Genomic DNA, 20,048 nt, shown 5'->3' on the forward strand with positions numbered 1-20,048 from the left:
GCGGCACTTTGTGCTCACGAGCCGGAGGCACCTCTTGACCACCGGTGCAACATCGTCGCCGTGACGCGGCGCGCGCGGTGGGGGCGGTGGACGGCGGCGCTGGTGCCCACCGTCGTCGGGGTGCTGGTGCTGGCGGGGTGCTCGTCGGGGTCCTCCGACTCCGACGCGGGACCCGCGGCCCCGCCGCCGCAGGCGCCCGCCACGGTCGCGCCCTACCCGGCGCCGAGCGTGCCGGCGTCGGGCGCCGGGCTCGTCCTGCCGGCGGTGGCCGGGGCGCCCGCCCCGCCGCCGACCCCCACCGGCGGGGTGCGCGCCGGGGCCGACTGGACGACCTACCACGGGGACGCCACCCGCGCCGGCTACGTGGCCGCCGGACCCGACCCCGCCAACCCCGGGCTCGCCTGGCAGACCCCGCTCGACGGGAAGGTCTACGGGAGCCCGGTCGTCGTCGCCGGCGAGGTCGTCGCCGCCACCGAGGGCGGGTCGGTCTACGGGCTCGACGCGGTCACCGGCGCGGTCCGGTGGCGCACCCACCTCGCCGATCCCCTGCCCGGCTCGGCGCTGCCCTGCGGCAACATCGACCCGATCGGCATCACCGGCTCGCCCGCGCTCGACCCGGCCAGCGGACAGGTGTTCGTCGCGACCACCGAGGCCGGCGTGCGCCACCAGCTCTACGGCATCGACCCGGCGAACGGCGGCGTCCGCAGCAAGCGCGACGCCGACGTGCCCGGCGTCGACCCCGCCACCCACCTGCAGCGCGGCGCGCTGCTCGTCGACGCCGGCACGGTCTACGTCCCCTACGGCGGCAACTACGGCGACTGCGGGCAGTACCGGGGCAGCGTCGTCGGGCTCCCGACGACGGGCACCGGCCCGGCGAAGACCTTCGTCGTCCCCACCTCACGCGAAGCCGGGATCTGGGCCGCGTCCGGACCGGCCGCCCTCCCCAACGGCGACGTCATCGTCACCACCGGCAACGGCGAGGCCACGTCCGGGACCTGGGACCACAGCGACTCGGTGCTGCGGCTGTCGTCCGCGCTGGCGCTCGTCGACGGGTTCGCCCCGCAGCAGTGGGCGGAGGAGAACTCGGCCGACGCCGACCTCGGCTCGATGGGCCCCGTCCTGATGCCCGGCACGCACTACGTGGTCACGGCGGGCAAGGGCGGCAACGTGTTCCTCGTCGACCTCGCCGGGATGGGCGGGGTCGGCGGGCAGAAGGGCGAGGTCGACGGGTGCGAGGCCTACGGCGGCGGGGCGGCGGCCCCGGTGCAGGGCGGCGGCGCGGTGGCGTACCTGCCGTGCTCGTCGGGGCTGCTGCAGGTGCGCGTGGGCACCGACGGCCGGCTGGTCAAGGGCTGGCAGGCGCCGTCGCAGGTGACGGGCTCGCCGTTGATCGTCGGGACGACGGTGTGGTCGCTCCAGCAGGACGGCGCGCTCATCGGGCTCGACGCGGCGACCGGGACCGAGCGGGCGCGGGTGTCGGTCGGCGACTCGACCCGGTTCGCCACGCCCGCGCTGAGCGGCAACGCGCTGTTCCTCCCGACGAACCACGGGATTTCCGCGGTCCGGATAGGTGGCTGACGCCTCGTGAGCACTAACTGTCGGTATAGCGACAATTAGTGCTCACGAGGCCGCAGGCCACCCAGGGCCTGGAACAGCTCCGCCCGGCTCTCCGCCCCGACCCGGCGCCGGATGCGCGAGACGTGGTGCTCCACCGTCTTCGCGGACAGGTAGAGCCGGCCCGCGATCTCGCGGTAGGTGAGCCCCTCGAGCACGAGGTCGGCGATGTCGCGCTCCCGCTCGGTCAGCGCCGCCGCGCCCGCGCGCCGGGCCCGCACCGTGGCGGCCGCGCGCGCCGAGGCCTCGGTCGTCGGGTCGGGGGGCCCAGGGATCGCGGGCGCCTGGGCGGTGGCGACCGGCGCGACCGGGGTCCGCCCGGCCTGCAGGGTGCGGGCGCACGCGAGCAGGGCGGTGGAGGCGGCCCGGTCGGTCGTGCGGATCGCGGCCTCGCCGGCCAGCCGCGTCCCGTCCCAGCCGAGCCCGACCGCGCGCAGCCCGGCGGCGGCCTGCGCGACCTCCTCGGCGTCGACCGCCCCGTCGAGCACCGCGAGCCACACCCGGGCGGCCCGGGCGGGGGCCGCGGCGCGGTCGTTGAGGACGACGGCGGCCTCCAGCGCCCCGGCGTGCGCCGCGGCGGCCGCGCGGTCCTCGGCGGTGATCGCCGCGTGCAGGCCCGCCCAGTGCCACGACGTGCTCCACGACGCCGGCCGCCCCAGCGCCTCGAGCAGCACGTCGGCCTCGGCGAGGTGCGGCTCGACCCAGCGGGTCTCGCCCAGCCGGGCGGCGGCCACGGCGAGCTCGCCCACGGGGAGCAGGCAGTAGAGGTCCACGGGGTGGCGCAGCAGGGCCTGGCGGGCGCGGGACCACAGGTCGAGCAGCCCACGGGTGTCCCCGGCCCGCCGGGCGAGGGCGACCTCCAGGGCGACCCCGGTGAGCTCGTCGCGCGGCTCCGGCGCGCCGGGCAGGTCGGCGGCCGCGCCGAGGGCCGTGCGGGCCGCGTCCTCGTCGTCGCGCAGCAGCGCCACCCAGCCCCGCAGCAGCAGGTGCCGGCGGCGCAGGCCCGGCCCGCCGAGGTCGGTGTCGACGGCGAGGTCCAGCAGCGGGTCGGCGAGCTCCGGCTCGCCGCGGTGCAGGGCCAGCAGGGCGCCGAGCGCGGCCGGGGAGTCGCCCATCGGGGACCGCTCCACCGCCGACGCCAGCGCCGTCGTCGCGCGGACCAGCAGCGAGAGCGCCGTGCCCGCCGAGCCCTCGACCGACGCGAGCAGCCCCTGCGCGGTCAGCGTCTCCGCGGTGTCGCGCAGTCCCGGCAGCCCGCCGCCGCACGCAGCGGCCTGCTGGCCCTCGGCGAGCGCCCCGGACCCCAGCAGCGCGACGGCGGCCCCCGCCGCGGGACGGCCCCGACGCCCGGCGAGCCAGCGATGCACCTCCGCCGCCCGCGCGAGGAGCCCCCGCTGGGGCAGCACCGCTGCGAGCACCACCGCGCCGGCGTCCTGCTCCCGCGGGTCGTCGGCCTGCAGCGCGGCGTCGGCGCCGCGCAGGGCGGCGTCCAGGTCGCCGTCCTGGGCGGCACGGGCCGCGGCGGCGGCGTCGGGACCGGGCCCGGGACGGACGGGGTCGGCGGTCACGAGCCGGCCCCGGGGACCGGCGTCGGCGTGCTCGTCGAGGCGGCGGCGGGTTCGACGGCGGCGCTCGTCGCCGTCGGCGCGGGCGCGGCCGGAGTCGGTGCGGCGGTGGCTGCCGGGGCTCCCGACGACGGGTCCGGGGCGGCGGTCGGCGCGGGCGCGGCGGCCGGGGCGAACGCGGCGGGGGAGGCCTTGGTGCGCGTGGCGGCCGGGTGGGAGGCGGTCGAGTGCCGGGTCCCCGACGAACCTCTGGACGAGCTGCCCGACGAGCCGCTGCCCGACGAACTGCTGCCCGACGAACTGCTGCCCGACGACGATCCGCTCCCGGAGGACGCCGTCCCCGATCCCGACGACGACGGGTCGGCGCCCGTCGTCGGGGTCGGTGCGGTCGGCGCCGGGGCCACCGGCGTGGGGGAGGGGCTCGCGGAGGGCGGGGCCGGGCTGGTCGCCGTCGTCGCGGGAGTCGGCGCGGGCTCGGCGGCCCGCGACGCGGTGAGGCCCGGGATCGGGACCGCCGCCGCGACCGCGCCGAGCACCACCACCGTGAGCCCGGCGAGGAGCCAGGACCGGTACCGGCGCAGCGGCCCGGGCTCGGCGTGCGGCCCGACCGGGGCCATCGCGGTGTGCACCGGTGGCCGGGGCACGTCGTCGGCGGCGGTGCGCGGCCGTTCCAGCAGCGCCGTCGCGGATCGGCCAGCGGCGAGCGCGCCGCCCCCGCCGGTCCCGGGCGGCTCGTCGAGGTCCTCGCGGAGGGCGTGGTGCCCGGCGCTCGCGCCGGTCGCGTAGGCCGCCGTCATCGCCGCGGTGGCGGCGGCGCCCGCACGCGCCGCCGCCGCCCCCACGGGCACGGCGTCGGAGTCGGGGTCGGGGTCGGGGTCGGGGTCGGGGTCCGGGGCGCGGTGCCGCGCCCCACCCGACGTCGGCACCGGCCCGGGACGAGACCCACCCAGCCCTGGCTCGCCCAGCCCCGCCTCGCGCCGGCGCGCGGCGGCGTGCTGCGCCGCGGCCAGGGCGGCGCCCTGGGCCACCACCGTCACCGGGTCGGCGGCCGGGTGGACCGGGCGCCCGAGCTCTTCGGCGAGCAGCCGGGCCACGAGCGGGATGCGGGACGACCCGCCGACGAGCACGACGTCGTCGAGCGGCACCCCGGCCGCGTCGACGGTGCTCGCGAACGACTCGACCGTCGCGGCCACCAGCGGCGTGATCCGGGCCTCGAGGTCGGCGCGCGTGATCCGCACGGTGGTGTGCAGCGCGCCGAGGGAGACCATCACCGACGCCTCGGTCTCGGCCGAGAGCTGCTCCTTGGCGGCGTGCGCCGCGTCGCGCAGCGTCGCCAGGCCGCGCCGGGCCTCGTCGTCGGGAAGCTCCTCGATCGCGGCGCCGAGGTCGTCGCCGAGCTGCTCGCGGACCAGGGCGAGCACGGCCGCGTCGACGTCGGTGCCGCCGGCGCGGTCCGGGGCCCCGGAGTCGGTGAGGACCTCCGTGCCACCCGCCCGGCCCCGGCGCACGACGGCGGCGCGGAAGCTGCGGCCGCCGAGGTCGTAGACGCCGGCGACGGTGCCGTGGGCCCCGGCCAGCGCGGCGGCGCGGGACTCGGCGATCAGCGTGGCGTGCCCCAGGCCGACGCGGACCAGGGCGCGGCGCAGCGTCCGCTCGCGGTGCGGGCCCCAGCCCGCCGGGTGCGTGACGGCGAGGGCGCGCGCCGCGCCGCCCTCGCGCGCGGCGACCCGCCGGACGGCCGCGAGGACGATCTCGGCGGCGACGTCGTCGGCCCGCCACGGCTCGCCCCCGACGACCAGCGGGACCTCGTCGCCGAGCCGCGCGGTCACGTCGCGGACGACGCCGTCCGGCTCGACGACGGCGCGCTCCTCGGCGTCCTCGCCGGTGCGGACCGTGCCGTCGCTCCCGCGGTGCGCGGTCGCCGGGACCGTCAGCGCCCCCGCCTCCCCGATCGCCACCGGTTCGGGCTGCCCGCCGGCCCAGCGCAGGACCGCCGCGACGACCGTCGTCCCGCCCAGGTCGATGCCGAGGTCGTAACCCACCGTGCTCCCCCCGTCACCCGCTCGACCGCACATCGTCACTAGGCAGTCAAGGCCAACATACTGAGCCAATCGGAGTATTCGCGGTGGAGGTTGAGGCGATCCCCCCAAGTGGGTGTCGATGCTCGCGTCGGGTGAGCGCGCAGCGTGCGCGTGCCGGTCGGAGGGTTCGTTCCGCGGCCGACGGCGGGTGGGCCGGCCGATGAGCGAGCGGCGCCGTTCTGGCGTCAGGTGCGAGGAATGTGCCGTTGCCGGCGCGGGCCGCGCGAGCCGGAGATGGGTGAGTGGCCCCGTCCTGGCGTCTGGTGGCAGGAATGTGCCATTGCCGGCATCGGGGTCCGGGGAGGGACGGGAGGGGGTGGTCGGATCCCCCTCCCCGGCGCCCCGGGGACGCGGGAGAAACACCGATGGCAGGGCCGGTCGGCGTCCCTAGCGTTCACCTCGACGCCGGAGCCCGCTGCTCCGGAGAGCCGAGAGATTCCCGCTCACCGAGGAGCCACCGATGCCCGCCACCGAGGCCAAGACCATCCTGCAGTTCCTGCTCGACCTGCTGCGCGACCCGTCGGCGCAGGCCGCCTTCGCCCAGGACCCCCAGGGCACCCTCGCGGCCGCCGGCCTGGACAACCTGTGCTTCGCCGACACCCGCGACGCGCTGCCGCTGGTCATGGACCACGCCCCCGCCGCGGTCGCCGCCCGCTACGACGACGACGTCCGCGCCGCCACCGCCTCCACCGCGGCCGTGGTCTCCGACCCCGACCACCACTGGACCCCCGACTGGCATCACGAGCCGGCCCACCACTGGCACCCGGCGCCCGAGCCCCACGAGCACCACCACGAGATCGACCGCGTCGTGCAGCACCTGAACTGGGTCACGAACAACTACGCGTTCGACTCCCACGACGCGAACTTCACGACCGACCTCAACCAGCACATCATCGCCAACGGCGACGTCACCACGACCGTCGACACCCACCCGCAGATCGCGTCCGGCGACGGGGCCGTGGCCGTCGGCGGCAACCTCGCTGCCCCGGTCGCGACCGGTGCGGGCTCCGTGGCCGGCGAGGGCAACATGGTCAACCACGGCGGCACCGCGGCCTTCGGCGACGGGGACGCCACCTCCGTCGGCGGCTCGGTCGGCGCGTCCCACGGCGGCGCGGTCTCGCTGCACGACCCGGCGACGGGCACCGAGGAGAACTCGGCGGCGACGTCGTTCGGCGCCGGCGACGCCACCTCGGCCTCGGGTGCCTCGACGGCCACCCCGACCCACAACCCCACCACGACGGTCACCGCCACCGACACCAGCCAGCACGACAGCAACAACACCGACAACTCGACCCACGACGCCACCTCGACCGGCCCCGGCGACGCCGACGCCGGCACCCGGGACGCGGGCCCGCTCTTCGCCCACGACACCGCCACCCCGGACCTGCACGACGACGGCGTCCTCGCCGCCCACGAGGCGCACACCCACGAGGTCGTCGCGCACTGAGCCACCCCCATCCGGTCGTGGCGACCGCGCCCGCCGCGACCGGCCGAACAGCCGGGCCCCTCCACGTCGGGGCCCGGCTGTTCGCGCGTCCGCGCTCGTGCGTGCGTTCCCGTGTCCTGACACGGGAACGCACGCACGAGGCCGGAGGCCCAAGGTCCACCGTCCGTGCCGCTGCGCGCGGCGGTTCTCCGAGACCACTCCCGGTTAGGGTCCGGATACGGCCGAACGGAGCAGTCCGCTCGGCGCGGGGTCACGACGTGGCGGGGGGTGCGGGTGAGCGCGGAGCCAGGACCGGATCACGACGAGGCCCGCGCGGTCGCCGCCCTCGCGGTCCGCGCCGCCACCGCCTACGGCCGGCCCGACCTCGCCGCCGCGCTCGGCGCCGCCCGCGACCGGCTCGCCGACACCGGGGCCCGGGTCCTCGTCGTCGGGGACTTCAAGCAGGGCAAGAGTGCGCTGGTCGGCGAGCTCGTCGGCACCCCGGTCTGCCCGGTGCACGACGACGTCGCCACCCGGCTCCCGACGGTCGTGCGCCACGGCCCGGAGACGACGGCCACGCTCGTGGGGACGACCGGTGACGACGAGGTCCGGCGACCGGTCGGCGCGGCCGACCTCTCCCGGGCCGTCACCGGCGACCCGCCCGACGACGCCACCACCTGGACCGCCGCCGAGGTCACCGTGCCGGACGGGCTGGTGGCCGACGGGCTCGTGCTCGTCGACACCCCGGGCGAGAGCGGCCCGCGCTCGGCCCGCGGGCTCGCGGTGCGGGCGGGCTTCCCGGAGGCGCACGCGGTCGTCGTCGTCAGCGACGCCTCCCGCGAGCTCACCGCCCCCGAGATCGCGCTGGTCCGGGCGGCCACCGAGCAGTGCGGCACCGTCGTCGTCGCGCTCACCAAGGTCGACCTGCACCCGCGCTGGCGCGAGGTCCGCGACCTCGACCGCCGCCACCTCGCCGCCCACGGCCTCGAGGCCGACGTGCTGCCGATCTCGGCCACGCTCGCCGCCCACGCCCGCCGCCTGGCCGAGCGGGGTGAGCCGACCGCGCCCGCCGTCGCCGACGAGTCGGGGCTCCCGGCGCTCGCCGCGCTGCTGCGGGACCGGGTGGCCGACCCCGCCGGGGCCGGGGTCGCGCTCGGGGTCCTCGACCAGGTCGCCGGGGCGGTCGCGGAGCTGGGCGCGGCGCTGGAGGCCGAGCGGGTCGGGCTCGAGGACCCGGAGCGGGCCCGCGAGGTCGCCGCCGACCTCACCGCCGCCCGCGACCGCGCCGCCGAGCTCAAGGAGCGCAGCGCGCGTTGGCAGCAGACGCTCGCCGACGGCGTCTCCGACCTCGTCTCCGACATCGACTGGGACCTGCGCGACCGGATGCGCCACGTCGTGCGCGCCGCCGAGGAGGCCCTCGACGCGGCCGACCCGGGCGCCTCGTGGGACACCTTCGCGCCGTGGCTGACCGAGGAGGTCGCCGAGGCGGTCGCGACGACGTTCGTGTGGGCGGGGGAGCGCACCTGGCGGCTCGCCGAGCGGGTGGCCGAGCACTTCGCGCTCTCCGGCGACGACGTCCGCGGCCGGCTGCCCGGGGCCTCGACGGGGGCCCTGGTGGCGGCGCACGAGGTCGAGCCCGAGAGCCCGGTCGAGCAGACCATGCCCGGTGGGGTGCTGGTGCGCGCCGAGCTGCCGCGGGTCCCCGACATCGAGGTGCCCGAGCTGGAGCGCATCGGGTGGGCCAACGGGCTCGTCGTCGGGATGCGCGGGTCCTACGGCGGCGTGCTGATGGTCGGGATGGTGACGACGTTGTCGGGGCTCGCGCTGATCAACCCGTTCTCGGTGGGCGCGGGGGTGCTGCTGGGCTCGAAGACGATCCGCGACGAGCGGAAACGCGCCCTGCAGCGTCGTCGGGCGGAGGCCAAGCAGGCGGTGCGCAAGCACGCCGAGGAGGTGCTGCACCTGGCCGGCAAGCGCTCCCGCGACCTGTTGCGCGACGTCCAGCGGACGCTGCGCGACCACTTCACCGGCCAGGCCGAGATCCTCGCCCGGTCGGTGGCCGAGGCGGTGACGGCGGCCGCGGCGGCGCAGGAGGTCGCGACGGGTGCCCGGGACCGGCGGCTGCGCGACGTGCGGGCCGAGCTGGGGCGGGTCGAGCTGCTCGCGGAGCGGGTGGCGGCCTGCCGGGCGGGGTTCGCAGCGGTGGCGCGCTCCTCCCCGGCTTCGAGCGAAGGGCCCGTTCGGTCGGGGAGATCGAGCGATGGGGCCCCTCGCTCGGAACCTGGGGCCCGCATCCACGCCGGGACGGCCGCCCCGTGAGCGCCCTGCTGGACTCGGCCCGCGGCGTGCTCGACCGCGCCACCGAGGTGTTCGCCGCCGACCCCGACGCCCTCGCCCTGCTCGACGCCCACCGCGGCCGGCTCGGCGGGCCGCTGCGGGTGGCGCTCGCGGGGTCGGTGAAGTCGGGAAAGTCGACGCTGCTCAACGCGCTGGTCGGCGAGCAGATCGCCCCGACCGGGGTGGGGGAGTGCACCCGCCTGGTCACCCACTACGCCGACGCGCCCAGCCCCCGCATCGGCGTCGTCTACCGCGGCGCGCGCCGTCCGGCCGACCCCGCCGAGCTGCCGGCGCTGCACCGTCGGGGGTCGCTGGTGCTCGACCTCGAGCGGCTCCCGCTCGACCGCGTCGCCGCCCTGCACGTCGACTGGCCCTCCCAGCACCTGCGCGAGCTCACCCTCGTCGACACCCCCGGCGTCGACTCGGCCGCGCTCGAGGGCCGGCCGCGGCCGTGGGTCGGCCACGGGCAGGACGGCGCCGGGGACGACGAGCACGGCGGCTGGGGCGCCGACGTCGTCGTGCACCTGGTGCGCCACCTGCACGAGCCCGACGTCGCCTTCCTCGAGGCCTACGGCGACCGGGTCGCGGCCGGGGTCGGGGCCGCGGGGACGCTGGTGGTGCTCTCGCGGGCCGACGAGGTCGGCGGCGGCCGGGTCGACGCGGTGATGGCCGCGGGCCAGGTCGCGCGGCGCTACCGCAGCGACCCGGCGCTGCGCCCGTGGTGCGCCACGACGACGACGGTGGCCGGGCTGCTCGCCGAGACCGCCCGCACGCTGCGCGGCGTCGAGTTCACCGCGCTGCGCACGCTCGCCCGCCTCGAGCGCGCCGAGCTCGACGAGCAGCTGCTCACCGCCGACCGGTTCGTCGCCGCCGGGAGCGGGCCGGACGCGGCCGGGCTCCCCGAGGGCACGCGGCTCGCGCTGCTCGACCGGTTCGGGGTGTTCGGGGTGCGGCTCGCGACCTCGCTGCTGCGCCGCGGCGTCGACGACTCGGCCGCGCTCGCCGCCGAGCTCGCCCGCCGCAGCGGCCTCGACGAGCTCCGCGGGGTGCTCGGCGAGCGCTTCCTCGCCCGGAGGGACGTCTTCCAGGCCCGCGCCGCCCTGCTCGCCGTCGACCGGCTGGTGCGGCGGGCCCGCGCGGAGGAACCGGCGGCGCCGCGGCGGCCCTCGCCGGTGCCGCGGCCGGCGACGGGTCCGGGCGCGGCGGCGCTCACCGCCCTCGCCGCCGAGCTGGAGCGGGCCCGCTCGGGCGCCCACGAGATCGTCGAACTGGATCTCCTGACGACGCTGCGGCGCCGCCCGCTGGCGGCCGCGCGCCGCGGTTCCGGCGCGGAGCTCACCGAGGAGGCCGAGCGCCTGCTCGGCGACCGCGGCCCGTCGGCGGCGGCCCGACTGGGGCTCGACGAGGCCACCGGCGACGGGGAGCTGCGGGCCGTGGCGCTCGCCACGCTGGCCCGCTGGCGTGCCCGCGCCGAGGACCCGTTCGCCGACCGCGACACCACCGAGACCGCCCGCGTCGTCGTGCGCAGCGTCGAGGGGCTGCTCGCGGCGCGCCCGGTGCCCGTCGGGGCCGGCTGAGCGGACCGTCGTCCGCGGACCTGAGCGACCCCGACTCACACACGTCCGACCGGGTGGGCACGTCTCGCCTAGGATGGAGAGTCGGATCGCCACGACCGGCGGGAGGAGGTCCGACGTCGATGAACGCCGAGGAACGCCGCATCGCGGTACTGCGCGCGATCGTCGCGGACTTCGTGGCCACCAACGAACCGGTGGGCTCCAAGGCGATCGTCGACCGGCACAACCTCGGGGTCTCCTCCGCCACGGTCCGCAACGACATGGCGGCGCTGGAGGACGAGGGCTACATCATCCAGCCCCACACCAGCGCGGGCCGGATCCCGACCGACAAGGGCTACCGCCTCTTCGTCGACCGGCTCTCGCAGATCAAGCCGCTCTCGGCGGCCGAGAAGCGGGCCATCGCGACCTTCCTCGACGGCGCCGTCGACCTCGACGACGTGCTGCGCCGCAGCGTGCGGCTGCTCGCCCAGCTCACCCGCCAGGTCGCCGTCGTGCAGTACCCGACGCTCTCCCGCTCGACGGTGCGCCACCTCGAGGTCGTCCCGCTCACCCCGGCCCGGCTGATGCTCGTGCTGATCACCGACACCGGCCGGGTGGACCAGCGGGTGGTCGACCTCGGTGACGTGCTGACCGACGACGACGTCGGGCTCCTGCGCGGCCTGCTCAACACCGTGCTCGTCGGGCAGCCGCTCACCACCGCGGCGGCCCGCGTGGCGGCGCTCCCCGAGGACGGCCCCGACCACCTGCGCCACGTCCTGACGACGCTGGCCTCGGTGCTGGTGGAGTCGCTGGTCGAGCACCCCGAGGAGCGCCTGGTCCTCGGCGGCACGGCGAACCTCGCCCGCCAGGGCGCCGACGCCACCTCGCTGCGCGGCGTCCTCGAGGCGCTCGAGGAGCAGGTGGTCGTGCTGCGGCTGCTGACCGCGTCGAGCGACCCGGCACAGGTCACGGTGCGCATCGGCGAGGAGAACGAGGCCGAGGAGATGTGGGCGACCTCCACGATCTCCATCGGCTACGGGCCGCTGTCCACGCCCGGCGAGGCGCTGGGCGGCATGGGCGTCGTCGGCCCGACCCGCATGGACTATCCGAGCACGATCGCGGCGGTCCGGGCCGTCGCGCGCTATGTGGGGGAGATCGTGGGCGGACGCTGACGACGGGCGCTCCCCACCCCCACCGATCCGCGGGTACCCCGACACCCGCACGACGACGAAGGACGACGAGGACACACGAGCGTGGCCACGGACTACTACGACATCCTCGGCGTGAGCCGGGAGGCCGACGAGGCGGAGATCCGCCGGGCGTACCGCAAGCTCGCCCGCGAGCTCCACCCCGACGTCAACCCCGAGGCCGCGGAGCGCTTCCAGCAGGTCAAGAGCGCCTACGAGGTGCTCTCCGACCCGGAGAAGCGCCGCATCGTCGACCTCGGCGGCGACCCGCTGGCCACCGCGGGCAGCAGCGGCGGCGGGGGCTTCGGCGGCGGGTTCGGCAGCGCCGGCTTCGGCGGGCTCGGCGACATCATGGACGCGTTCTTCGGCGCCGCCGGGGGCGGTTCCGGTCGCGGGCCGCGCGGGCGCGTCCAGCCCGGCGAGGACGCGCTGATCCGTATCGACCTCACCCTCGAGGAGTGCGCGGCCGGCGTGGCCCGCGAGCTCACCGTCGACACCGCGGTGCTCTGCGAGCGCTGCCACGGCAGCGGCGCGGAGGAGGGCTCGCACCCGATCCCCTGCGACACCTGCGGCGGGCGCGGCGAGATCCAGAACGTGCAGCGCTCGTTCATCGGGCAGGTCGTCACCGCGCGGCCCTGCCCGGTGTGCCGCGGGCTCGGCGAGATCATCCCCAACCCCTGCCAGCAGTGCGGCGGCGACGGCCGCGTCCGGGCCCGGCGCACCGTGACCGTGCAGGTCCCGCCCGGCGTCGGCGACGGGATGCGCATCCGGATGGCCGGCCAGGGCGAGGTCGGGCCCGGCGGCGGCCCGGCCGGCAACCTCTACGTCGAGGTCTCCGAAGAGCCCCACGACTACTTCGAGCGCGACGGCGTCGACCTGCACTGCCACGTGACGCTGCCGATGACGGCGGCCGCGCTCGGCACGACGCTGCAGCAGCGGACCCTCGAGGGCGACGAGGAGCTGCACGTCGAGCCCGGCACGCAGCCCGGCACCGTCTACACGCTGCGCGGCAAGGGGATGCCGCGGCTGCGCTCGTCCGGGCGCACCGAGGGGCGGGGCGACCTGCTGGTGCACCTCGACGTCGGGGTGCCCGAGAAGCTCGACGCCCGCCAGACCGAGCTCCTGCGCGAGCTGGCGGCCCTGCGCGGGGAGGAGCAGCCCGAGTACGCGGGGCAGCACCGCAACGGGCTGTTCGGCCGACGGAAGACGGCCGGTCGGGGGCGGTGAGCGCTCCGGCCTGGTGCGCGGCTCCGGCCTGGTGCGCGGCTCCGGCCTCGTGCCAGCAATGGCGCATTCCTGCCGTGGGACGCGACGACGGCGCCGTTCGCTCGTCGCGGGGTCGGCCGGCCCCATGGGAGCAATGGCACATTGCTCGCGTCCGGCGCGAGGACGGCGCCGCTCGCGCGTGGCGCGCTCGGCCGGTTCCGGGGCAGTACCGGCCCGCCGCTGACCTCGGCCGACCGTGACCGACGATCTCGAGGCCTGGTCGCGCCCGGCGTTGTTCCTCGTCGACGAGGTCCCGACGTCCGGCGTGGTCACCCTGGGCGGCCCCGAGGGCCGGCACGCGGCCGACGTCAAGCGGGTCACGCCCGGCGAGGTGATCCTGCTCGGCGACGGCGCCGGGACCCGCGCCCGCGCCGAGGTCACCTCGACCGCGAAGGGCAGCGTCACCGCGACGATCCGGGAGCGCCGCCACGACGAACCCCCGGCCGTGGTGATCACCCTCGTCCAGGCCCTCGCGAAGGGCGACCGCGGCGAGCTGGCCGTCGAGCTGGCCACGGAGGCCGGGGTCGACGCCGTCGTGCCCTGGCGCGCCGAGCGGTGCGTGACCCGGTGGGACGACGGGCCCCGCGGTGCCAAGGCCCTCGCCCGCTGGCGCGCCACCGCGACCGAGGCCGCCAAGCAGGCCCGGCGTCCGCGCGTCCCGCGGGTCGACGACCCGGTGACGACGCCGCAGCTCGCCGGGCGGCTCGGCGGCACCACCCCGCTGCTGCTCGAGGCCGCGGCCGAGGAGTCGCTCGCGACCGTGGCGCTGCCCGAGGCCGGCGAGGTCGTCCTCGTCGTCGGGCCCGAGGGCGGGGTCACCGAGGCGGAGACGGCCCGGCTGGTCGAGGCCGGCGCGACGCCGGTCCGGCTCGGCCCCGACGTCCTGCGGACGTCGTCGGCGGGGGCCGTCGCGCTGGGGGCTCTGGGGGTCCGCACCGGCCGGTGGACCCGGTGATGACCCGCCGCTCCGTCCTCGCCACGCTCGCCGCCGCCGCGACCGGCCTGCTCGCCGCGTGCAGCACCGTCGGGAGCGGCGTCGGCGGGGCCACCCCGGCCGCCCGCCCCGGCACCCCCGGGCCCACGACCCTGCGCTACGGCCCCGACCCCGCCCAGTACGCGGTGCTCCACCTGCCGCCCCCGGGGGCGCCCGGTCCGCTGCCGGTCGTCGTCGTGCTCCACGGGGGCTACTGGCGGGCGCAGTACGGCCTGGAGCTGGGGGAGCCGCTCGCGGTCGACCTCACCAACGCCGGCGTCGCGGCGTTGAACGTCGAGTACCGGCGAGTGGGCGCGGGCGGCGGGTTCCCGACGACGCTGGACGACGTCGCGGCCGCCGTCGACCTCCTCGCCGGGACGGCGGCCGAAGCGGCCCGGGGAGCCGGGCAGGCCCTGGACCCCGGCCGCGTCGTCCTGCTCGGCCACTCCGCCGGCGGGCAGCTCGCGGCGTGGGCCGGGTCGAGGTCACGGCTGCAGCGACCCTCGCCCGGCGCAGCCCCGCGGGTCGCGCCGCGCGGGGTGGTGACACAGGCCGGGGTGCTCGACCTCGTGGCGGGCGCCGACCAGGGGCTCGGGGCCGGCGCCGTCGTCGACCTCCTCGGCGGACCCCCGACGACCCAGGCCGCCCGCTACGCCGTGGCCTCGCCGGCCGCGCTCGTGCCCGCGCCGTGCCCCGTCGTGGCGGTGCACGGGACGGCCGACGCGACGGTGCCGATCGACCAGTCCCGGCGCTACGTCGCGGCCGCGACCGCCGCCCGCGGGCAGGCCCGCCTCGTCGAGCTGCCCGGGGTCGACCACTTCCAGCTCATCGACCCGGCGACGGCGGCCTGGCGCTCCGTCCGGGACGAGGTCATGGGCCTGCTCGGGTAACGGGGGAGGCGCCGGTCCTTGATCGCGATTTCGGTGGCGACACGCCCAACCGTCGCGAGGACACGCCGCCGAAGACGTGATCTCGCGGGTCGGGGCCGGGTGGCCCGGCGGAAACCCCGTTGACCAGCCCGGTCCCCCCGGTATCGTCGAGCGCACCATGGAGCTCTGACGACGTCCCGACCACCGGCCGCGGCCCACCTGCGCGCCCGCCGGGGTCACCCCTCCGCCTCCCGGAGACGTCGCCCATGGCTGCCCCCACGACCACCGCTGCGCCGCTCGTCGCCCGCGGCCTCACCCGCACGTTCGCCGACCGCCGGGTCCTCGACGGCGTCGACCTCGTCGCCGCCCCCGGCACCCGCGTCGGGCTGATCGGGGAGAACGGCACGGGCAAGTCCACGCTGCTGCGCCTGCTCGCCGGCCGGGACGCCCCTGACGCCGGGTCGGTGCAGGTCCCCGACGACCTCGTGTACCTGCCGCAGGAGCCCGCCCCCGGCGCCGAGGGCACCGTCGGGGAGCTGCTCGACGACGCCCTGCGCCCGCTGCACGACGCCGTCGCGCGGCTCGAGCACCTCGCCGGGCAACTCTCCGCCGGCACGGACGTCGCCGTCGCGTACGACGACGTCCTCGCGTGGGCGGTCGGGCACGACGCCTGGGACGCTGACCGGCGCGCGGAGATCACCGCCGCCGCGCTCGGCGTCGCCGACCTCGACCGCGACCGTCCGGTCGCCACGCTCTCCGGCGGTGAGCGCACCCGGCTCGCCCTCGCGGCGGCCCTCGTGCGCCGCCCGGCCTGCCTGCTGCTCGACGAGCCCACCAACCACCTCGACGACGAGGCCCTCGACCTGCTGGAACGGTCCCTGGTGGACCTGCCCGGCGTCGTCGTCGCGGCCAGCCACGACCGGACCTTCCTCGACCGCGTGGCCACCGAGCTGGTCGACCTCGACGCCGGCGCCCTCGGGACCGACGGCGCGGGCGGGCGCCGCTTCGGCGGCACGTTCTCCGCCTACCTCGACCACCAGGCCCGCAGTCGGCGCCGGTGGGAGGAGACCTGGGCCGCGCAGCAGGAGGAGATCGCGCGGCTGCGGGAGAGGACCCGGACCGACCTGCGCTCGATCGCGGCGGGGCGCGGGCCGACGGACAACGACAAGTTCGTCCACGCGTTCAAGGGCGCGGGAGTCGAGCGGGCGCGGGCCCGACGCGTGCACGACGCCGAGCGCCGGCTCGAGGCCGCCGAGCGCGACGCGCTCCCGAAGCCGCCCGCGCCGCTGCGCTTCCGGGGCCCGCTGACCGGCGACGACGACGGCGGGTCCGGGCTCGCGGTGAGCGTGCGGGGCCTGCGGGTCGACGGGGTGCCGGGGGCGCCCCCGCGGGTGGCGGTCGACCGGCTCGACGTGCCGGTGGGGGAGGAGCTGCTGGTCACGGGGCCGAACGGGTCGGGGAAGTCGACGCTGCTCGCCGTGCTGGCGGGCCGGCTCGCCCCCGACGCCGGGCGGGTGGACGTCGGGGCGCGGCGGGTCGCGCTGCTGGAGCAGGATCCCGACGTCGGGCCCCTCGACCGGACCGCCGGCGCCGCCTACGCCGCGCTGGTGGGAGCGGTCACCGCCGAGGAGGTGCCCCTGCGCACCCTCGGCCTGCTCCACCAGCGGGAGCACGGCACGCCGGTCGGCGGGCTGTCGGTGGGCCAGCGGCGACGGCTCGCGCTCGCCGTCGCCGTCGCGGCCGGCCCCGACCTGCTGCTGCTCGACGAACCGACCAACCACGTCTCGCTGCGGCTCGCCTCCGAGCTGGAGGAGGCGCTCGGGCAGGCGCCCGGCACCGTCGTCGTGACCTCGCACGACCGGTGGCTGCGCGCTCGGTGGGAGGGCCCGGTGCTGCCACTCGGCGGCGCCCGACCCGCCTCACGCGGGCAGAACGGTGTCGGGGGTGGCGGCTAGAGTGGTTGTCGGTAGCCAGAGGGATAGCCGTACGGGTGTCTCCAACGACGACGCGGGGAGCGGAGGCCGCTCCCAGGCAGGAAGCAGGACCGATCTGCACGTGACCGGCCAGGGACCCACGCCAGACCCCACGCCCGGGAGCGCGACCACGTCCGGCGAATCACGCATCGTCGTCCCCGAGTCCGCCCTGCTAGCGCTGCTCGGCAAGCGCGACGAGAACCTCCGCGAGGCCGAGGACCTGCTGGACGCGGACGTCCACGTCCGCGGCAACGAGCTGACGCTGACCGGGGACCCGGCCGACGTCGGGTTCGCCGAGCGGGTGTTCGCCGAGCTCGTCGTGCTCGCGAGCCGCGGCCAGCAGATCGATCCGGACGCGGTACGCCGCACGGTGCGGATGCTCGCTGACGACGGGGCGGCGGAGGGCGCTTCTCCCGCGGAGGTGCTCAGCCTGGACATCCTGTCCCGGCGCGGGCGCACCATCCGGCCGAAGACGCTGAACCAGAAGCGCTACGTCGACGCGATCGACGTCAACACGATCGTCTTCGGGATCGGCCCGGCCGGCACCGGCAAGACCTACCTGGCCATGGCCAAGGCGGTCCAGGCGCTGCAGGCCAAGCAGGTCACCCGGATCATCCTCACCCGCCCGGCCGTCGAGGCGGGGGAGCGGCTCGGGTTCCTGCCCGGCACGCTCTCCGAGAAGATCGACCCGTACCTGCGCCCGCTCTACGACGCGCTGCACGACATGCTCGACCAGGAGTCCGTGCCGAAGCTGATGGCGGCCGGAACAATCGAAATTGCGCCACTAGCGTACATGCGCGGGAGAACTCTTAATAACGCGTTCATCATTCTCGACGAAGCCCAGAATACCACTCCGGAACAGATGAAGATGTTCCTGACGCGCCTGGGCTTCGAGTCGAAGATCGTCGTGACCGGCGACGTGACCCAGGTCGACCTGCCGGGCGGCCAGATGTCGGGCCTGCAGGTGGTGCGTCAGATCCTCGACGGCGTCGACGACGTGCACTTCGCCGAGCTGACCAGCTCCGACGTGGTCCGCCACCGGCTCGTCGCCGACATCATCGACGCCTACGGGCGCTGGGACGCGCGGAACACCGGCGGTCCGAAGGCGGTGCCGAGCGCCCCGCGGAACGGGCCGCCGCAGAACCGTCGCGAGCGGCGGGGACGCTGAGCGCGATGAGCATCGAGATCGCCAACGAGTCCGGGGTCGACGTCGACGAGGCGCCGATCGTCGACGTCGCCCGCTACGCCCTCGAGCAGATGGGGGTGAGCCCGCTGGCGGAGCTCTCGATCCTGCTCGTGGAGCTCGAGCCGATGTCGGAGCTGCACGAGCGGTGGCTCGAGGAGCCGGGGCCGACCGACGTCATGAGCTTCCCGATGGACGAGCTCGACACCGCCAAGCGCCCCGACGCGCCGCCGTCGGGCCCCAGCCTGCTCGGGGACATCGTGCTGTGCCCGGCGTTCGCGCGGGACCAGGCCGCGTCGGCCGGGCACTCGCTCGACGACGAGCTCCACCTCCTCACCGTGCACGGCGTGCTCCACCTGCTGGGCTACGACCACGCCGAGCCGGACGAGGAGAAGGAGATGTTCGGCCTGCAGGGCGAGCTGCTCTCCGGGTGGCGCACCGAGGTGGCCGAGCGGGCCCGCGCCGAGCGGGAGCGGCTCACCCGCGAGCGCCAGCGCGCCGCGGACGCGAAGCTGCTGGGCACCGTCGGCCTGGACGATCCCCCCGGCGGACCGGACCCGTCGTGACCGGGGCCCAGGCCGCCGAGCTGGTCGTGGCGCTGCTGCTGGTGCCGTTGGCCGGGGTGTTCGCGGCCGCGGACGCGGCGATCACCACGATGTCGCCGGCCCGGGTCGACCAGCTGGTGCGCGAGGGCCGGACCGGGGCGCGGGCGCTGGCGGCGGTGGTGGCGGACAAGCCCCGCCACCTCAACCTGCTGCTCCTGCTGCGGCTGTCCTGCGAGGCCGTCGCGACGGTGCTCGGCGCGTACGTCGCGCTGCAGTTCGTGCAGGTCGACGGCCTGGCGGTGACGATCGCGGCCGTCGTCGTCATCGTCGTGTCGTACGTGCTCATCGGGGTCGGCCCCCGCACCCTCGGGCTGCAGCACCCCTACGGCATCGGGCTCGCGGTCGCCCTGCCGATCCGCGCGCTCGTGCGGCTGCTCGGCCCGCTGGCCACGCTCCTGATCTGGATCGGCAACGCGATCACGCCCGGGCGCGGCTTCCGCGAGGGACCGTTCAGCCACGAGGTGGAGCTGCGCGAGCTGGTCGACATGGCGGAGGCCCGGGGCCTCGTCGACGACGACGAGCGCTCGATGATCCAGTCGGTGTTCGAGCTCGACGACACCCTGGTGCGCGAGGTGATGGTCCCGCGCACCGAGATGGTGTGGATCGAGCGGGAGAAGACCGTCCGCCAGGCGCTCGCGCTCGCGCTGCGCTCGGGCTACTCCCGGATCCCGGTGATCGGGGAGAACGTCGACGACACCGTCGGCGTCCTCTACCTCAAGGACATGGTCCGGTTCACCACGGCGCAGGCGAACGACCCGGAGCACGCCGCGACCGACCACCCCGGGGCCGTCGCCGAGATCATGCGCCCGGCGGCGTTCGTCCCGGACTCCAAGCAGGCCGACGAACTGCTCCGCGAGATGCAGCGGACCCGCAACCACATGGCCCTCGTCGTCGACGAGTACGGCGGCACCGCCGGGCTGGTGACGATCGAGGACATCCTCGAGGAGATCGTCGGCGAGATCACCGACGAGTACGACACCGCCGAGCACCGCCCGCTGGAGCGTCTCGACGACGGGTCGCTGCGGGTCTCCGCTCGCCTCCCGGTCGAGGACCTCGAGGAGGCGACCGGCGTGGAGTTCGACACCGAGGACGTCGACACCGTCGGCGGGCTCCTCGCCCAGCGCCTCGGCCGGGTGCCGCTGCCCGGCGCGGAGGCCGAGGTCGGGGGCCTGCGGCTGCGCGCCGAGGGCGGTGAGGACGCCCGCGGCCGGATGCGGATCGTGTCGGTGCTCGTGTGGGACCCGCAGGGAGACGACGCGCAGCGGAGCCCGACCCGCGCGAACCCGCCCCCCGAGGCCGACGGCGAGGCCGACGACCGGCATGGTGGGGAGGCCGGGGAGAAGCAGGAGACCCACGAGTCCGGGCTGGTCGGAGCCCGGGGGGAGGAGCACCGTGGCTGACGCGCCGCGCGCAGGG

14 protein-coding genes are annotated in these 20,048 nt (G+C 77.0%); 12 read left to right on the forward strand and 2 right to left on the reverse strand.

The features are described 5' to 3' along the window. Positions 1-60: 60 nt before the first annotated feature. Positions 61-1,578, forward strand: a complete 1,518-nt coding sequence (locus HH311_RS24825; protein WP_169186397.1) for a PQQ-binding-like beta-propeller repeat protein — start codon at positions 61-63, stop codon at positions 1,576-1,578. 35 nt (positions 1,579-1,613) lie between these two features. Here HH311_RS24825 and HH311_RS24830 read toward each other — a convergent pair whose 3' ends face one another. Together HH311_RS24830 and HH311_RS32845 are read right to left on the reverse strand one after the other, a co-directional pair. Continuing rightward, positions 1,614-3,182 carry a LuxR C-terminal-related transcriptional regulator gene (locus tag HH311_RS24830; protein WP_169186398.1) on the reverse strand — a complete coding sequence of 523 codons (1,569 nt, stop codon included), beginning with the start codon at positions 3,180-3,182 and terminating at the stop codon, positions 1,614-1,616. After that, positions 3,179-5,221 (reverse strand): Hsp70 family protein, encoded by a 2,043-nt coding sequence (locus tag HH311_RS32845; RefSeq protein ID WP_169186399.1) that lies wholly within the window; start codon positions 5,219-5,221, stop codon positions 3,179-3,181. The genes HH311_RS24830 and HH311_RS32845 overlap by 4 nt, the downstream gene beginning before the upstream one ends. A 499-nt stretch (positions 5,222-5,720) precedes the next feature. Here HH311_RS32845 and HH311_RS24840 point away from each other — a divergent pair, with 499 nt between their 5' ends. From HH311_RS24840 to HH311_RS24890, 11 genes are all read left to right on the forward strand, one after another. Then, positions 5,721-6,707, forward strand: a complete 987-nt coding sequence (locus HH311_RS24840; protein ID WP_169186400.1) for an IniB N-terminal domain-containing protein — start codon at positions 5,721-5,723, stop codon at positions 6,705-6,707. Positions 6,708-6,980: 273 nt separating this feature from the next. Then, the gene (locus HH311_RS24845) at positions 6,981-9,005 is read left to right on the forward strand and encodes a dynamin family protein (RefSeq protein WP_169186401.1); all 2,025 of its coding nucleotides are present in this window, start codon (positions 6,981-6,983) and stop codon (positions 9,003-9,005) included. Next, positions 9,002-10,600, forward strand: coding sequence for a dynamin family protein (locus HH311_RS24850; protein ID WP_169186402.1), 1,599 nt, complete (start codon positions 9,002-9,004; stop codon positions 10,598-10,600). The genes HH311_RS24845 and HH311_RS24850 overlap by 4 nt, the downstream gene beginning before the upstream one ends. A 119-nt stretch (positions 10,601-10,719) precedes the next feature. Next, positions 10,720-11,748 (forward strand): heat-inducible transcriptional repressor HrcA, encoded by a 1,029-nt coding sequence (gene hrcA / locus HH311_RS24855; RefSeq protein WP_169186403.1) that lies wholly within the window; start codon positions 10,720-10,722, stop codon positions 11,746-11,748. Between the two features lie 81 nt (positions 11,749-11,829). Continuing rightward, positions 11,830-12,990 carry a molecular chaperone DnaJ gene (gene dnaJ, locus HH311_RS24860; protein WP_169186404.1) on the forward strand — a complete coding sequence of 387 codons (1,161 nt, stop codon included), beginning with the start codon at positions 11,830-11,832 and terminating at the stop codon, positions 12,988-12,990. Between the two features lie 235 nt (positions 12,991-13,225). Further along, entirely contained in the window at positions 13,226-13,984 is a 759-nt protein-coding gene (locus HH311_RS24865) for a 16S rRNA (uracil(1498)-N(3))-methyltransferase (RefSeq protein WP_169186405.1), read from the forward strand. Next, positions 13,984-14,892 carry a S9 family peptidase gene (locus HH311_RS24870; RefSeq protein WP_169186406.1) on the forward strand — a complete coding sequence of 303 codons (909 nt, stop codon included), beginning with the start codon at positions 13,984-13,986 and terminating at the stop codon, positions 14,890-14,892. Before HH311_RS24865 ends, HH311_RS24870 begins: the two co-directional genes overlap by 1 nt. 245 nt (positions 14,893-15,137) lie before the next feature. Further along, positions 15,138-16,826 (forward strand): ABC-F family ATP-binding cassette domain-containing protein, encoded by a 1,689-nt coding sequence (locus HH311_RS24875; RefSeq protein WP_169186407.1) that lies wholly within the window; start codon positions 15,138-15,140, stop codon positions 16,824-16,826. 166 nt (positions 16,827-16,992) lie between these two features. Further along, complete coding sequence (locus HH311_RS24880) at positions 16,993-18,012, forward strand: PhoH family protein (protein ID WP_312030401.1); 1,020 nt, start codon at positions 16,993-16,995, stop codon at positions 18,010-18,012. A gap of 5 nt (positions 18,013-18,017) precedes the next feature. Beyond that, a complete protein-coding gene (gene ybeY, locus HH311_RS24885; protein WP_169186409.1) occupies positions 18,018-18,593 on the forward strand; it encodes an rRNA maturation RNase YbeY in 576 nt (191 codons plus the stop codon). Next, entirely contained in the window at positions 18,590-20,032 is a 1,443-nt protein-coding gene (locus HH311_RS24890; protein WP_169186410.1) for a hemolysin family protein, read from the forward strand. Before ybeY ends, HH311_RS24890 begins: the two co-directional genes overlap by 4 nt. Positions 20,033-20,048 lie beyond the last annotated feature (16 nt).

Origin of the sequence: Actinomycetospora sp. TBRC 11914, assembly GCF_012933465.1 — a bacterium.
In the GTDB taxonomy this organism is placed as follows: Bacteria; Actinomycetota; Actinomycetes; order Mycobacteriales; family Pseudonocardiaceae; genus Actinomycetospora.

Bases quoted from the DNA above. Each gene is read 5' to 3' on its own strand.
- hrcA (WP_169186403.1), top strand. From the start codon at position 10,720: ATGAACGCCGAGGAACGCCGCATCGCGGTACTGCGCGCGATCGTCGCG.
- HH311_RS24875 (WP_169186407.1), top strand. From the start codon at position 15,138: ATGGCTGCCCCCACGACCACCGCTGCGCCGCTCGTCGCCCGCGGCCTC.
- ybeY (WP_169186409.1), top strand. From the start codon at position 18,018: ATGAGCATCGAGATCGCCAACGAGTCCGGGGTCGACGTCGACGAGGCG.
- HH311_RS24870 (WP_169186406.1), top strand. From the start codon at position 13,984: ATGACCCGCCGCTCCGTCCTCGCCACGCTCGCCGCCGCCGCGACCGGC.
- HH311_RS24840 (WP_169186400.1), top strand. From the start codon at position 5,721: ATGCCCGCCACCGAGGCCAAGACCATCCTGCAGTTCCTGCTCGACCTG.